Genomic DNA, 13,142 nt, shown 5'->3' on the forward strand with positions numbered 1-13,142 from the left:
AAATGAAGAGAATGTGTATAAATGTGATCTTTTATGTGGATATGTGATTAAAATGCTGTGGATAAAGTGGATAACTTTAAAATATTTAAGAATAATCAAGATGTTATTGTGGGTATCGTTGTGGATAAAGATTCTCACCTTAAAAAAAGAGCACCCGTTAGGGCACTCTTTAAGCATCTGATAGATCTTCCCATTCCGCAAAAAGTGATTCCATCTCTTGATTGAGCGCATCATTTTCTGTTTGAATGGCTTGTACTTTCTCGTGATCTTGGAAAATAGCAGGATCACATAGAAGCTCTTCGTTCTCACTAAGCTTGTCTTCGATGACAGCGATACGCTCTTCAATTTCTTCAATTCGGCGCTGCTTTTGTCTTTCTTTCTTTTTTAGTTCTTTTTCTTCTGCATAGGAAAGTTTTGCTGTTTCTACTGGTTTTTCTGCTTGTTTTTTATGCGTCTCCTGAGTTTGGAGTGCTTCAAGCTCTAATTGTTCGTTTTTCTTTTCAAGATAATAGTCGTAGTCACCGAGGTATTCTTTTGTTTCATTTGGTGAAAGCTCAAGTACTTTTGTTGCCAAGCGATTGATAAAGTAACGGTCATGCGAAACAAACAAGATGGTGCCTGGATAATCAATTAGTGCATTCTCTAATATTTCCTTACTGTCTAAATCAAGATGGTTCGTCGGTTCATCGAGAATGAGGAAATTTGCTTTTTGGAGCATCAGCTTTGCCAGTGCAAGTCGTGCTTTTTCTCCACCACTTAAAGCATGTACAGGCTTTAATACGTCATCACCTGAAAAAAGGAAGTTTCCTAAACAAGTCCGAATGTCTTTTTCAGTCATATGGGGATAATCATCCCAAAGTTCATTTAACACTTTCTTGGAGGATGTCAGCTTGGCTTGTTCCTGATCATAGTAGCCAATCGTCACATGAGAACCAAAGCTGATATCGCCTTTTACTGGTTTTAACGTATCCGTTAAGGTTTTTAAAAGAGTTGATTTCCCGATACCGTTAGGACCGATGAGTGCCACGCTATCCTCCCGTTTAATATGAAAAGAGAGGGAGGATAGGAGCGGCGTTTTTTCATCGTAACTAATATCGAGATCATGCACCTTCAGCACGTCATTTCCGCTTTGCCTCATAATATCGAAATGGAAGTTTGCGGATTTTTCATCTCCTAACGGCTTATCTAAACGATCCATCCGTTCCAGCTGTTTCCGCCTGCTTTGAGCACGCTTTGTGGTGGAGGCTCTTGCTAAGTTGCGATCCACGAAATCTTGAAGCTTCGAAATTTCTTCTTGCTGTTTTTCATACAGCTTCATATCACGCTCTAGCTGCTCAGCTTTTTGGTCAAGATACTTACTATAGTTCCCAGCGAACTTTTTCATCGCTGTTCTTGACACTTCATATACATGGTTCACGACTTTGTCTAAGAAGTATCGGTCATGGGAAACGATGAGAATGGCTCCTGTATAATTTTGCAAATACTGCTCAAGCCATGATAAGGTATCAATATCTAGATGGTTGGTTGGCTCATCCAAAATCAAGAGTTCTGGTTTCATCAATAATAGCTTTCCAAGCGCTAGACGAGTTTTCTGACCGCCGCTTAAGGATTGAACGGTTGTCTGATCTTCAAAATGACTAAAGCCGAGTCCGTGTAAAATGGAGCGGACATCTGCTTCATATTGGTAGCCGCCTTGATCTTTAAATGCTTGCTGCAGCCTGTCATAGGTTTTCATTAGAGAATCTAATTCTGTTCCTGTGGAAGAAGCCATTTTCTCTTCTATGGTTCTCATCTCTTGTTCCATTTCTTTTAAATGATCGAAAACGGATAGTAGTTCGTCTTTTAGCGTACGTGTAGACGTCACATCTGTATGCTGTGCGAGATATCCAATAGATAGGTCTTTCGGTTTGATGATCTCACCTTGTTCGTAAGACATTTGACCGGCAATGATTTTTAAAAGCGTGGATTTTCCTGCACCGTTACGACCGACAATGGCAATACGATCCCTCGCTTTGACTTCCAATTTTATATTCGTTAAAACGGTATCAGCGCCAAACGATTTGGACAGCTGATTCACTTGTAGAATCATCATGTAACTTCACCTCTGCTATAATATGTTAAGTGTAGCTTATCAGCAGTAAACCGGCAAATCTTACATACGGCTGCCATGGTCAAATGAAAGACAGATAGGAAAAAATAGTGTATGATTTGAGTGAGGGAGCGTTGAAAGATGAGTCAATTTAGCCACTTTAACGAACAAGGAAGAGCAAAGATGGTCGATATTAGTGACAAATCGTCTACAGTGAGAACTGCCGTTGCTGTTTCAAGCGTTCGTATGATAAAAGAAGTATTTCATCAAATACAAAAGCATGACATTGGAAAAGGGGATGTACTATCTGTCGCACAGGTAGCTGGCATCATGGCAGCAAAGCAAACATCTACTATCATTCCAATGTGCCATCCGCTTGCATTAAAAGGTGTCGATATCTCCTTTGATTGGGAGGAAGACGGAAATGCGTACATTCTGAACATACAAGTACAAGTGAAAACAAAAGGAAGTACGGGTGTGGAGATGGAAGCGCTCACTTCTGCCTCAGTATGTGCACTGACCGTTTATGACATGTGCAAAGCAATAGACAAAGGGATGATCATCGGCCCGACCTATCTAGTAGAAAAAACAGGCGGGAAAAACGGTGATTTTCACAGAGCATCTGATATTTAAGTTGGAGGATCTTATATGAATATAGACCAGTCAAAAATTCCACAAGCGACAGCCAAACGTTTGCCGCTTTACTACCGTTTTTTAAAAAATCTGCATGCATCAGGAAAACAAAGGGTGTCATCGGCAGAGCTTAGTGATGCAGTCAAAGTGGATTCTGCCACCATTCGCCGAGATTTTTCTTACTTTGGTGCACTTGGGAAGAAAGGGTATGGCTATAATGTCGATTACCTCTTGACCTTCTTTAGAAAGACCCTTGACCAAGATGAAATGACGAATGTCATGCTCATCGGTGTCGGGAATTTAGGGACTGCTTTTTTACACTATAATTTCATTAAAAATAATAATACAAAAATTTCAATGGCTTTTGACGTCAATGAGAGTAAAATAGGAAGTGAGATAGGCGGCGTGCCTGTCTATGATTTGGATAAGCTTGAAGAGCATGTGCAAGAGGTAGGAGATATTCCTGTTGCGATTTTGACAGTACCTGCCGTAGCAGCTCAATCCATTACAGATCGTTTGATTGCCCTTGGCATCAAAGGAATCCTTAACTTTACGCCGGCCCGATTGAATGTGCCGGAACACATTCGAATTCATCATATAGATTTGGCGGTTGAACTTCAGTCTCTTGTGTATTTCTTAAAGCATTACTCTATTACACAGGAGGATTGACGAAAAGGGGTAAAGGGGGTGGAGCAAATGGGTCCGATTGGTCCTGGAAGTTTGGTTCTGATTGCGATTGTTGCGCTCATTATTTTTGGGCCGAAAAAGCTTCCTCAATTAGGAAGAGCAGCAGGAGATACATTACGTGAATTTAAAAATGCCACAAAGGGTTTAGCTGATGATCAGGAAGAAAATAAGAAAAAAGAAGATCAGTAGAATAGGATGAGCTTCATGAATGTCAAAGATATGCCGCTTATGGAGCATATTGTGGAACTGCGAAAACGTTTAGTGGTCATTGCGATGTTTTTTGTCACCTTTATGGTGGCTGGTTTTTTTCTCGCTAAGCCGGTCATTGTGTATTTACAAAATACCGATGAAGCGGCAACACTCACGCTGAACGCATTTAAGCTTACAGATCCCCTGTACGTGTTTATGCAGTTCGCATTTGTCATTGCTCTCATTTTGACGTGTCCCGTTATTTTATATCAGCTATGGGCGTTTGTGAGCCCTGGCTTATATGATAAAGAAAGAAAGGTGACACTTGCTTATATTCCGATTGCACTGCTGTTATTTTTGAGCGGTGTGGCTTTCTCTTATTTTATTTTGTTTCCGTTTGTCGTTGATTTTATGATACGGATGTCGAATGATTTAAATGTAGAGCAAGTCATTGGGATTCATGAGTATTTTACATTTCTGATGCAGTTAACACTTCCATTTGGCTTTTTGTTTCAGATGCCCGTTGTGTTGATGTTTCTCACAAGACTTGGCATCATCACACCGATGTTTTTATCAAAAATACGGAAGTATGCCTATTTTGTCCTCCTTGTCATTGCCGCACTGATTACACCGCCAGAGATCGTTTCCCACCTCATGGTTACTTTGCCGATGCTCGTATTGTATGAAGTGAGTATTGTCATTTCAAGAGTGACCTATCGCAAAATGCAGCAAACAGAGACAGAGGAGAAAGAAAATGATGTTGTCTCATAAAAAAGCATCGTGATCCAAATAGGGATCACGATGCTTTTTCTATTGTGAAAGAAATTGATTGATTGCTTGAAAGAGATGCTCGTAATAGGCAGGTTCATGCGGGACAAAATCATGTACACGGACCTCTCTTTTTTCCTCACGTCGCTTGCCGTCTGCATCCACTTCAAAGCCCTCGATGTTCATTTTTTCGCATTCTCTACTTAAAAGCTGCTGTGCATCTATCAGCTTTGCTCTATAAAGTCCAGCAACCTCTTCTTTCTGTAGATGGACATCCATGTGCTTTTTTTGATCCATATAAAAATACACATGGCAAAACTCACGATCGGTAAACGAAGGCATATGGATTTCATCTTTAATAACACCAGCAAAGGTAAGGTTCTCAAACGAGATGGAGAGACCAAGCTCTTCTTCGACTTCTCTGATGCCATCAGAAGGCTGTTCATCTGCGAGAAGGTGGCCTGCTGCTGTGATATCAAATAGAGAAGGAAAATCTTTTTTGGCGGGACTCCTGAGCTGAAAATAGAGAAACACTGTGTCATCTTCCTTTTTTAAAAGCCAGAAATGAAAGGTTTCATGCCAAAGGCCCTCAGCATGGATATCAGATCGAGCGGCTGTACCAATCGTTTCATGCTGATTGTTCATGATGTTCAGTTTTTCGTGTTCCATGAAAACATGACCTCCATAAAAAAACCATTTTCCAAACGGCGGAAAATGGTTTTTGGTTTATTTTTGCTGCTGTTTTTTCATTTTGACAGAAAAAGCAAACATTTTTAACGCGATATTGATATTATAGGCCGCAAACACCATCAGCAAAATGCTGTAAAATGACCACATGTCACCTGGATTTTGAATGGCCATATAGGTGAACGCCACACCTACGGCAAAATAAATAATGCCCCATACGACAGGGTTTCTCATGAGAAAAAGCCTCCAATAATCATTTGCATTGTTTGGGATTGTTCTTCAATCATTTTTTTCACTGGCTCAATCTGCACAAGAATGACGAGCGAGTTCATCAGCATGTGTGCGCCGATTGGCACAATGATTCGTTTTGTTTTCGCATATAAAAAGGCAAATGTAAAGCCCATTGCGGTATAGAGCAAGATATGTGGGAAATCATTGTGTACAGCAGCGAAAACCACTGAACTGACAAGTGCGCCAATGAAAAAATTCGTTTTTTCATAAACCACACCAAAAATGATTTTTCGAAAAATGATTTCTTCTAATATCGGTCCAATCAGAGCGATGACGATTACAAGCCATGGAACTGCATCCATAATGGCTAAAATGTTTTGAGTATTTTCGGATTCTCGGCCAATGCCAAATGCATATTGTTCAATCGCCCCCGCAATGGATTGTGCAAAGAGGGAAAGAAAGAAACCGCCAATGATCCAAGCGATTGCCACGCCGACTGAAGCCGGTGCTTCATTTCGAAGTGAAGCTTTTGGTACAGTCCGAAGGATGAGCAGAATAATGATTAGTCCAATACAGAAGCTGATGATTGTCCATGTTCCTGACAATTTGGAGAGCTCTGCTTGTGTCATCGGTGTCTGAATGTAACCTAACCACTTCATGATGAACACATACGGAAACGCAGAAAATTGCACCAATATATACGTTAAGATGATGTACCAATATTGTTTTTTCAAGTAACGAAAACCCCTTTACTAAAAGAACTAGATTTATTGTAACACAAGTCTTCTTTTTCGTTGAAAAGGAAAGAATCGGTGATAAAAAAAGATCATGAAAGCGTAAAAATTTTTAAAGGTTTTTACTTGAAATTACAGAAGACATTCTTTATTATAATAAATGTGTTAGCACTCGTTGATGATGAGTGCTAAAAAAGACTACATATAAAAATTGAGGAGGTTGTTTCTTATGTTAAAGCCATTAGGCGATCGCGTAATCATTGAACTCGTTGAATCTGAGGAAAAAACCGCTAGCGGTATTGTCTTACCGGATTCTGCAAAAGAAAAACCGCAAGAAGGTAAAATTGTTGCAGCAGGTTCAGGTCGTGTACTTGAAAGTGGTGAGCGCGTTGCGTTAGAAGTAAACACAGGCGACCGCATTATCTTCTCAAAATATGCAGGTACTGAAGTGAAATATGAAGGAAAAGAATATTTAATCCTTCGTGAAAGCGACATTTTAGCTGTTATTGGTTAATCATATAAACAAAGATTGAGATATATTTCTAAAAAGACTGAGGAGGTTTCGTTATTATGGCAAAAGATATTAAGTTCAGTGAAGAAGCACGTCGTGCGATGTTACGTGGTGTAGATGCACTTGCAGATGCTGTAAAAGTAACTTTAGGACCTAAAGGACGTAACGTGGTTCTTGAGAAAAAATTCGGTTCTCCACTTATCACAAATGATGGTGTAACGATTGCAAAAGAAATCGAATTAGAAGATGCATTTGAAAACATGGGTGCAAAACTTGTGGCTGAAGTTGCAAGCAAAACAAACGACGTAGCTGGTGACGGTACAACGACTGCAACAGTTCTAGCTCAAGCAATGATCCGTGAAGGTCTTAAAAACGTAACAGCTGGTGCAAACCCTGTTGGCGTTCGTAAAGGGATCGAAGAAGCAGTGAAGGTAGCACTTGAAGGCTTGCACGAGATTTCTAAACCAATCGAAGGCAAAGAATCAATTGCTCAAGTTGCGTCTATTTCTGCAGCAGATGAAGAAGTCGGCAGCCTCATTGCTGAAGCGATGGAGCGTGTAGGAAACGACGGCGTAATCACAATTGAAGAATCTAAAGGTTTCACAACTGAGCTTGAAGTGGTTGAAGGAATGCAGTTTGACCGTGGATACGCTTCACCATACATGGTAACTGATTCTGATAAGATGGAAGCGGTTCTTGAAAATCCTTACATCTTAATCACTGATAAAAAGATCACAAACATTCAAGAAATCCTTCCTGTACTTGAGCAAGTCGTACAACAAGGAAAACCATTATTGATCATTGCTGAAGATGTAGAAGGCGAAGCACTTGCAACACTTGTTGTGAACAAACTTCGTGGAACATTCAACGCAGTGGCAGTAAAAGCACCTGGATTCGGTGATCGTCGTAAAGCAATGCTTGAAGACATCTCTGTTCTAACTGGCGGAGAATTAATCACAGAAGACCTAGGACTTGACCTGAAATCAACTGAAATTGGTCAGCTTGGCCGTGCGTCTAAAGTGGTTGTCACAAAAGAAAACACAACGATCGTAGAAGGATCAGGAGATTCTGCTCAAATCGCAGCACGCGTGAACCAAATTCGTGCGCAAGTAGAAGAAACAACTTCTGAATTCGATAAAGAAAAATTACAAGAACGTCTTGCAAAACTAGCTGGCGGCGTTGCTGTCATCAAAGTTGGTGCTGCAACTGAAACAGAACTAAAAGAACGTAAACTACGCATTGAGGATGCACTGAACTCAACTCGTGCAGCAGTTGAAGAAGGTATCGTATCCGGTGGTGGTACAGCACTTGTGAATGTATACAACAAAGTCGCTTCCATCGAAGCTGATGGTGACGTTCAAACAGGTGTGAACATCGTTCTACGTTCTCTTGAAGAGCCAATTCGTCAAATCGCTCACAACGCAGGTCTTGAAGGATCAGTCATCGTTGAGCGCTTGAAAAACGAAGAAATTGGCGTAGGCTTCAACGCAGCAACAAACGAATGGGTAAACATGATCGAAAAAGGAATCGTTGACCCAACAAAAGTCACTCGCTCTGCACTTCAAAACGCAGCTTCTGTAGCAGCTATGCTTCTTACAACTGAAGCAGTCGTAGCTGACAAACCAGAAGAAGGCGGCTCAGGCGGCGGAATGCCGGATATGGGCGGTATGGGCGGTATGGGTGGAATGATGTAAGAAATCTCTAAGACCTTGATCAGTAGCAAGGTTAGAGCATTTATTCAAACCCACAGTCATTTCTAAATTTCATAAGCTTCATTAAAAGCAATAAGAAGAGGTCTCTTAAAAAATTTATTAAATGAGAGGCCTCTTTTTTGTATCTAAAAAATATTTGAAATTTCGAAAAATATTTTTTGGTTTTTATATTGTTATAATATGTAATTAGTGGTACTGTAAAAAATATGTATGTATTTTTAAAGAATAATACCAATTATTATCATTTTTCTGAGTTCAAATATCTATAAGACAAAATCTGCACTTATGTTTTTATTAGGAGTGATTACTTGGAAAACAATCAATTAAAAAATTACTTTGAAAATTACTATGTACCTTTGAAAGAAACAGCTAATGAAAGGTTTTCAATCGAACATAGTGAGAATGGTAGGTCTAGAAATGAGTACCAACGTGATTATGCACGAATATTATATTCATCATCTTTCAGACGTTTACAAGGAAAAATGCAACTATTGGATGTTCAGGAAGGAAAATTCTTCAGAAATCGTTTAACACATAGTCTTGAAGTTGCCCAAATAGCAAGATCAATTGCAGAATTATTAAAAAATAAGATTCCAACTTTAGATGTTTACGGAGAAGACATTTATGTTGTAGAAAGTGGTGCTCTTGCCCATGATATAGGAAATCCACCATTTGGACATCATGGTGAGAAGGTTTTAAACAAACTTATGAAAGAGCATGGAGGTTTCGAAGGGAATGCACAAACAATTCGTATCTTAACAAAATTAGAAAAAAAGCATCCTAACTTAAAAGGGCTAAATTTAACCGGAAGAAGTCTTTTGAGTACTGTTAAATACTTTAGGCCCTATGATCATGATCACCAAGAAAGTAAATTTTTGTACAAGGAAGACTATGATTTCTTCAATGCAAAGCTCAATGATCTAGAAATATACCCTCGAACAATTGATGTACAGATTGTAGATTTAGCAGATGAGATTGCATATTGTGCTCATGATTTAGAGGATGCTTTAAGTTCAAATTATTTCAATATCGAAGAACTTTTATTCGAGATTAAATTACATTGCAAGGATAATTTTAATATTTTAAGCGATTGGGTTAAGAGTGCAAAATGTTATGCTTATAAATCTACTATGTACAATTCTTCAGAAGAATTCGCATTTGTTTTTCGCAAAGAACTGACTTCTATCATAGTAGATAAACTGGCACGTGATATTGATTTAGTCCAGTTAAGCGAAGATTATAAAGTTAAAACAGGAACAAAAAACAATGAAGAGCTTGGGTTTGTTAAGTACCAATCTTTAGTGAAATCATTAAAGAAAAAAACTTTTACTTCAGTTAATCGTACTAATAAAGTTCAAATGTATGAGAGATTGGGTGAGAAAGTAATTAAAGGTTTAATGGAAGCTCTCACAGATAAAGATTTTAATAAAGATCTACTTCTTTTGCCTGTAGAATTTAGAGATACTAATTGTATTCATAGAAGTGTTTCAGATTATATTTCGGGTATGATGGATAAATTTTCGATTAATTTATATACTGAAATTTACGGTGAGTCAAGTTTGTCTAATTTATTGTAATATGTTGTGATCTAACTTGAATATATGAGTTTTAAAATATATAATTCTTTATTAATTTGTCGGGTTCAATTATATTATCCTGTTGTCTGTATTGTTTGGATCGAAGAGGCGTGATGAATAAGAGGCTGAAACCCACTTCTATAGAGGAAGTGGGCTTTTTATTGCATATACAATATTCATGAGCTATACTAATTTTTAAAATTTATGTAAATACAATAAAAAAGAGGCGTGATAAATGAGAGAAATTTTGCGGGAGATTGGCGTGATTGCTCGGGCGCTTGATTCAATTAGTAATATTGAATTTAAAGAGTATGATTTAACGAAGGGGCAGTATTTGTATCTTGTGCGTATTTGTGAGGAGCCTGGCATCATTCAGGAGGAACTAGCGGAGATGATCAAGGTAGATCGAACAACGGCTGCCCGGGCTATTCAAAAATTAGAGCTGCATGGTTTTATTCAGAAGAAAGATGACTCAGTGAATAAAAAAATCAAGAAGCTGTTTCCAACTGAGAAAGGGAAAGTCGTCAATCCAATGATCAAACGAGAACATGATCATTCAAATCGGGTAGCGCTGGATGGATTTTCTGAAGAGGAAGCGGAACAGATTTATCAGTATCTTTTGAGGGTGCGAAAGAATATCGAAAAAGATTGGGAAGGTGTGAAAAAAGGCAAAAAGAGAAGCTACTAATTAAATGAGGGGGGAAGGGAACATGCATATACCATCATTTTTTCAAGTGAAAGATATGGAGAAAATCAAATCATTTATTCAATCCCATTCATTTGCAACAGTCGTGAGCACAATGGATGAAAAGCCCATTGCGACCCATATTCCAGTGAGTTTTCATCAAATTGGCGATTCGTATGTGATCTCAGGGCATATGGCGATTGGAAATCCTCAGTGGAAAACGTTTGAAGAAAATGAGAAGGTGCTCGTCATTTTTCAGGGGCCGCATGCTTACATATCCTCTTCGTGGTATGAGAAAGAAGCCGTACCGACGTGGAATTATCAAGCTGTACATGTATATGGAAAGGCTTCACTGCTTGAAAAATCAGAACTGGTCAAGAGATTAACAGTGATGCTGGAGACATATGAAAGTCATAGAGATCAGCCAGTGCTGTGGGATACGTTGTCTGAGGAACTGTTAGAGAAACAAATGAAAGGGATTGTGGGCTTCAAAATCATCATTGATGAAGTTCAAGCCGCTTTTAAGTTAAGCCAAAATCGCCATGAAAGAGATTATGCTCGCATTATTGAACAGCTGGAAGCAGAGGGTGAAGTGGAAATGGCGGCTGTGATGAAAAAGAGAGAAGAGAATATATGAAAAAAGCACTCTGAAGAAAAAGAGTGCTTTTGTTGTTATCCTTTTATGTTCAAATATTCTTCAAGGGTTTTGCCGCTCTTTTTCACTTTTTTCGCATTGGTTGATCCGAGGTATCTGAGGTGCCATGGTTCATATTGATAGCCTGTCACTTTTTCTTTACCTTTCGGATAGCGGATGATAAAGCCAAATTCATGGGCGTGTTTGGCCAGCCATTTCGCTTCTTTCGTATTGGCAAAAGAATCTTCAGCCCAATGTTTTGAATTGGCACCGCCTATATCAAAAGCAAGGCCGGTTTGATGTTCGGAATAGCCTGGTCTTGCGCTAAATCGATCTGCTTGTTTTTTGCCATGAGAGGCGACGTAATTGTTGTACAAGACACGCTGACGGTCGTATGAACGGAAGGTGCTAAAAGCGGTGAGTCGGATGTTTGCTTTTTTTGCTTTCGCGATCATAGCGTTTACAGCTTTTCTCGCTTGTTTGTTTTCTCCGGGATTGTATGAAGATGGGAGTCTATGTTTCTTATTCACAACCAATATCCCTTTTACATACGTACCTGGCGTTTTAGTGGAAGGAGCAGCATATGAAGCTGGTGAGCTTTTGCCTGCTTTTTTGATATATTGAAAGCTAACGTAACCCGTCTTTCCTTTATACTTTGTTTGAATCCATGAACCATTCTTTTTAAGATAAGGAATCCTTTTCCCTTTTGGAATGGTCAATATCACTGAATATTTTGTTCCAGGTCCCTTGCGAAGATGAACATTCGCTGTTGTCACGTATTTCGGTGTAGCTGCTTTTGCGACTGGTGTCGCATAAGTCATGTGTAAAAAGGGCAGCTGGACAGGAAAGATTCCAAGCCCAAGTACGAGAACCACACTGACAATAATTCCTTTGATCCACGGGTGTTTCATCTTCATTTCTCTCATCCCTTTCAATCTACTAACATACATATATTGAGATAGATTGAAATAAAGTGCAATGGTTTTTTTATGCCAATTGAGATTGAATCATATCATTAGGTTCTTTTTTTTGTTTAAAATTACATAAAAAATCCACTATTTCCAAAAAAAATCAGATGAATTCCTTATAATAAAAGTATCTGAGAACGGGGAGTGAGTCGAGATGTACCAAAACGTGCTGCAAATGGATCAAGACAGATCAGAGAATGAATTCGCGGTTCTTAATATATCTTCTAAAGAGATTGGTGCTCTATCAAAGGGAGCAGCGGAGCAGATTTTACAAACGGGAGATACGGACCGTATTCATCAGCTGATGTACGTTCCGATTGAAAAGAAAGAAGATTTGAATTGGCTGATCCAATGTGTTGGGGAGGCGCTAAAGAATGAAGTTGGTGATGACGTTGCACTAGAAGTAGCTGATTTGCTCTATTTCTTTGTCATTCCGTATTATGGGAAGTATATGTTGAAAGATCGTCATTTGTATGAGTATATCGATCATTTGCTGGTACGATTAGCATCTAGAACTCACTCGGATATTGACACACTGATTGATATCATAAGAGAAGATTTAAACGAAAATATACAATAAAAGAAGCTTGTAGAGCGACCCTCTACAAGCTTTTATATATCCACGTTATTCAGCTGGAACTGTTTTGACAGGCTCTTTTCTAAACACACCCATGCATCCTGCGATGAGGATTAATACAGCTGGAAGGATAAAGAACATAGAAATAGAAATAATACCACCAACAGCAGATACTAATAATAAAATCCCGCCAAGCTTTGCTTTTTTCTTCACGATAACAGATGCCACAATAGCAAGAATAGAGAAAAGCATCGCTGCCCAGCCTAATCCTGTGATTTGACTCGTACCTGATTCACTAAATGCGGCATCGAGTCCTCCAAAGGCAATGGCAAACATTGCACCGAAAAACCCAAAAATTCCTCCAATTAAGCCTAAAACAAATTCCGTTGTTCTTTTCATGATACTTTCCTCCGATATGTAAATAAGAATTATTGGTACTTAAGAACCAACACAATCTTAC

General features: G+C 38.9%; 16 protein-coding genes. 10 read left to right on the plus strand and 6 right to left on the minus strand.

From position 1 onward, the window contains the following. Positions 1-169: 169 nt before the first annotated feature. Complete coding sequence (locus NST57_RS03260; RefSeq protein ID WP_341298028.1) at positions 170-2,092, minus strand: ABC-F family ATP-binding cassette domain-containing protein; 1,923 nt, start codon at positions 2,090-2,092, stop codon at positions 170-172. A gap of 138 nt (positions 2,093-2,230) precedes the next feature. Here NST57_RS03260 and moaC point away from each other — a divergent pair, with 138 nt between their 5' ends. Genes moaC through tatC form a run of 4 tightly spaced genes read left to right on the plus strand, consistent with a single transcriptional unit; the run spans position 2,231 to position 4,369 of the window. Continuing rightward, positions 2,231-2,722 (plus strand): cyclic pyranopterin monophosphate synthase MoaC, encoded by a 492-nt coding sequence (gene moaC, locus NST57_RS03265; protein WP_029575453.1) that lies wholly within the window; start codon positions 2,231-2,233, stop codon positions 2,720-2,722. 15 nt (positions 2,723-2,737) lie between these two features. Further along, positions 2,738-3,391, plus strand: coding sequence for a redox-sensing transcriptional repressor Rex (locus NST57_RS03270; RefSeq protein WP_073414387.1), 654 nt, complete (start codon positions 2,738-2,740; stop codon positions 3,389-3,391). 27 nt (positions 3,392-3,418) lie between these two features. Continuing rightward, positions 3,419-3,598 carry a twin-arginine translocase TatA/TatE family subunit gene (locus NST57_RS03275; RefSeq protein ID WP_012009077.1) on the plus strand — a complete coding sequence of 60 codons (180 nt, stop codon included), beginning with the start codon at positions 3,419-3,421 and terminating at the stop codon, positions 3,596-3,598. Positions 3,599-3,613: 15 nt separating this feature from the next. Further along, positions 3,614-4,369: a twin-arginine translocase subunit TatC gene (gene tatC / locus NST57_RS03280; RefSeq protein WP_445818778.1), complete on the plus strand. Its 756-nt coding sequence runs from the start codon at positions 3,614-3,616 to the stop codon at positions 4,367-4,369. A gap of 39 nt (positions 4,370-4,408) precedes the next feature. Here the strand turns inward: tatC and NST57_RS03285 are convergent, their stop codons facing one another. From NST57_RS03285 to NST57_RS03295, 3 genes are read right to left on the minus strand one after another with little or no spacing between them, the layout of a single operon-like run. Then, positions 4,409-5,035: an NUDIX hydrolase gene (locus NST57_RS03285; protein ID WP_341298030.1), complete on the minus strand. Its 627-nt coding sequence runs from the start codon at positions 5,033-5,035 to the stop codon at positions 4,409-4,411. A gap of 57 nt (positions 5,036-5,092) precedes the next feature. Then, a complete protein-coding gene (locus tag NST57_RS03290) occupies positions 5,093-5,287 on the minus strand; it encodes a YdiK family protein (RefSeq protein WP_017366710.1) in 195 nt (64 codons plus the stop codon). After that, positions 5,284-6,018, minus strand: coding sequence for a CPBP family intramembrane glutamic endopeptidase (locus tag NST57_RS03295; protein WP_341298031.1), 735 nt, complete (start codon positions 6,016-6,018; stop codon positions 5,284-5,286). Before NST57_RS03295 ends, NST57_RS03290 begins: the two co-directional genes overlap by 4 nt. A gap of 229 nt (positions 6,019-6,247) precedes the next feature. Here NST57_RS03295 and groES point away from each other — a divergent pair, with 229 nt between their 5' ends. The 5 genes from groES to NST57_RS03320 all read left to right on the plus strand — a co-directional run bounded on the left by groES (position 6,248) and on the right by NST57_RS03320 (position 11,140). Continuing rightward, positions 6,248-6,532, plus strand: a complete 285-nt coding sequence (groES, locus tag NST57_RS03300) for a co-chaperone GroES (RefSeq protein WP_003214120.1) — start codon at positions 6,248-6,250, stop codon at positions 6,530-6,532. A 56-nt stretch (positions 6,533-6,588) separates the two neighbouring features. After that, positions 6,589-8,223 (plus strand): chaperonin GroEL, encoded by a 1,635-nt coding sequence (gene groL, locus NST57_RS03305; RefSeq protein WP_007496015.1) that lies wholly within the window; start codon positions 6,589-6,591, stop codon positions 8,221-8,223. A gap of 326 nt (positions 8,224-8,549) precedes the next feature. Beyond that, on the plus strand, positions 8,550-9,818 hold the full coding sequence (locus NST57_RS03310; RefSeq protein ID WP_341298032.1) for a deoxyguanosinetriphosphate triphosphohydrolase family protein: 1,269 nt from the start codon (positions 8,550-8,552) through the stop codon (positions 9,816-9,818). 235 nt (positions 9,819-10,053) lie between these two features. Further along, the gene (locus NST57_RS03315; RefSeq protein ID WP_341298033.1) at positions 10,054-10,506 is read left to right on the plus strand and encodes a MarR family winged helix-turn-helix transcriptional regulator; all 453 of its coding nucleotides are present in this window, start codon (positions 10,054-10,056) and stop codon (positions 10,504-10,506) included. Positions 10,507-10,528: 22 nt separating this feature from the next. After that, positions 10,529-11,140: an FMN-binding negative transcriptional regulator gene (locus NST57_RS03320; protein WP_341298034.1), complete on the plus strand. Its 612-nt coding sequence runs from the start codon at positions 10,529-10,531 to the stop codon at positions 11,138-11,140. 35 nt (positions 11,141-11,175) lie between these two features. Here NST57_RS03320 and NST57_RS03325 read toward each other — a convergent pair whose 3' ends face one another. Continuing rightward, on the minus strand, positions 11,176-12,054 hold the full coding sequence (locus tag NST57_RS03325) for a D-alanyl-D-alanine carboxypeptidase family protein (protein ID WP_341298035.1): 879 nt from the start codon (positions 12,052-12,054) through the stop codon (positions 11,176-11,178). Positions 12,055-12,259: 205 nt separating this feature from the next. Between NST57_RS03325 and NST57_RS03330 the strand changes: the two genes are divergently transcribed. Further along, positions 12,260-12,685, plus strand: coding sequence for a hypothetical protein (locus NST57_RS03330; RefSeq protein ID WP_341298036.1), 426 nt, complete (start codon positions 12,260-12,262; stop codon positions 12,683-12,685). A gap of 45 nt (positions 12,686-12,730) precedes the next feature. Here the strand turns inward: NST57_RS03330 and NST57_RS03335 are convergent, their stop codons facing one another. Continuing rightward, positions 12,731-13,081, minus strand: coding sequence for a DUF4064 domain-containing protein (locus NST57_RS03335; protein WP_008344359.1), 351 nt, complete (start codon positions 13,079-13,081; stop codon positions 12,731-12,733). Positions 13,082-13,142 lie beyond the last annotated feature (61 nt).

Origin of the sequence: Bacillus sp. FSL M8-0077, assembly GCF_038050255.1 — a bacterium.
Taxonomy (GTDB): Bacteria; Bacillota; Bacilli; order Bacillales; family Bacillaceae; genus Bacillus; species Bacillus altitudinis.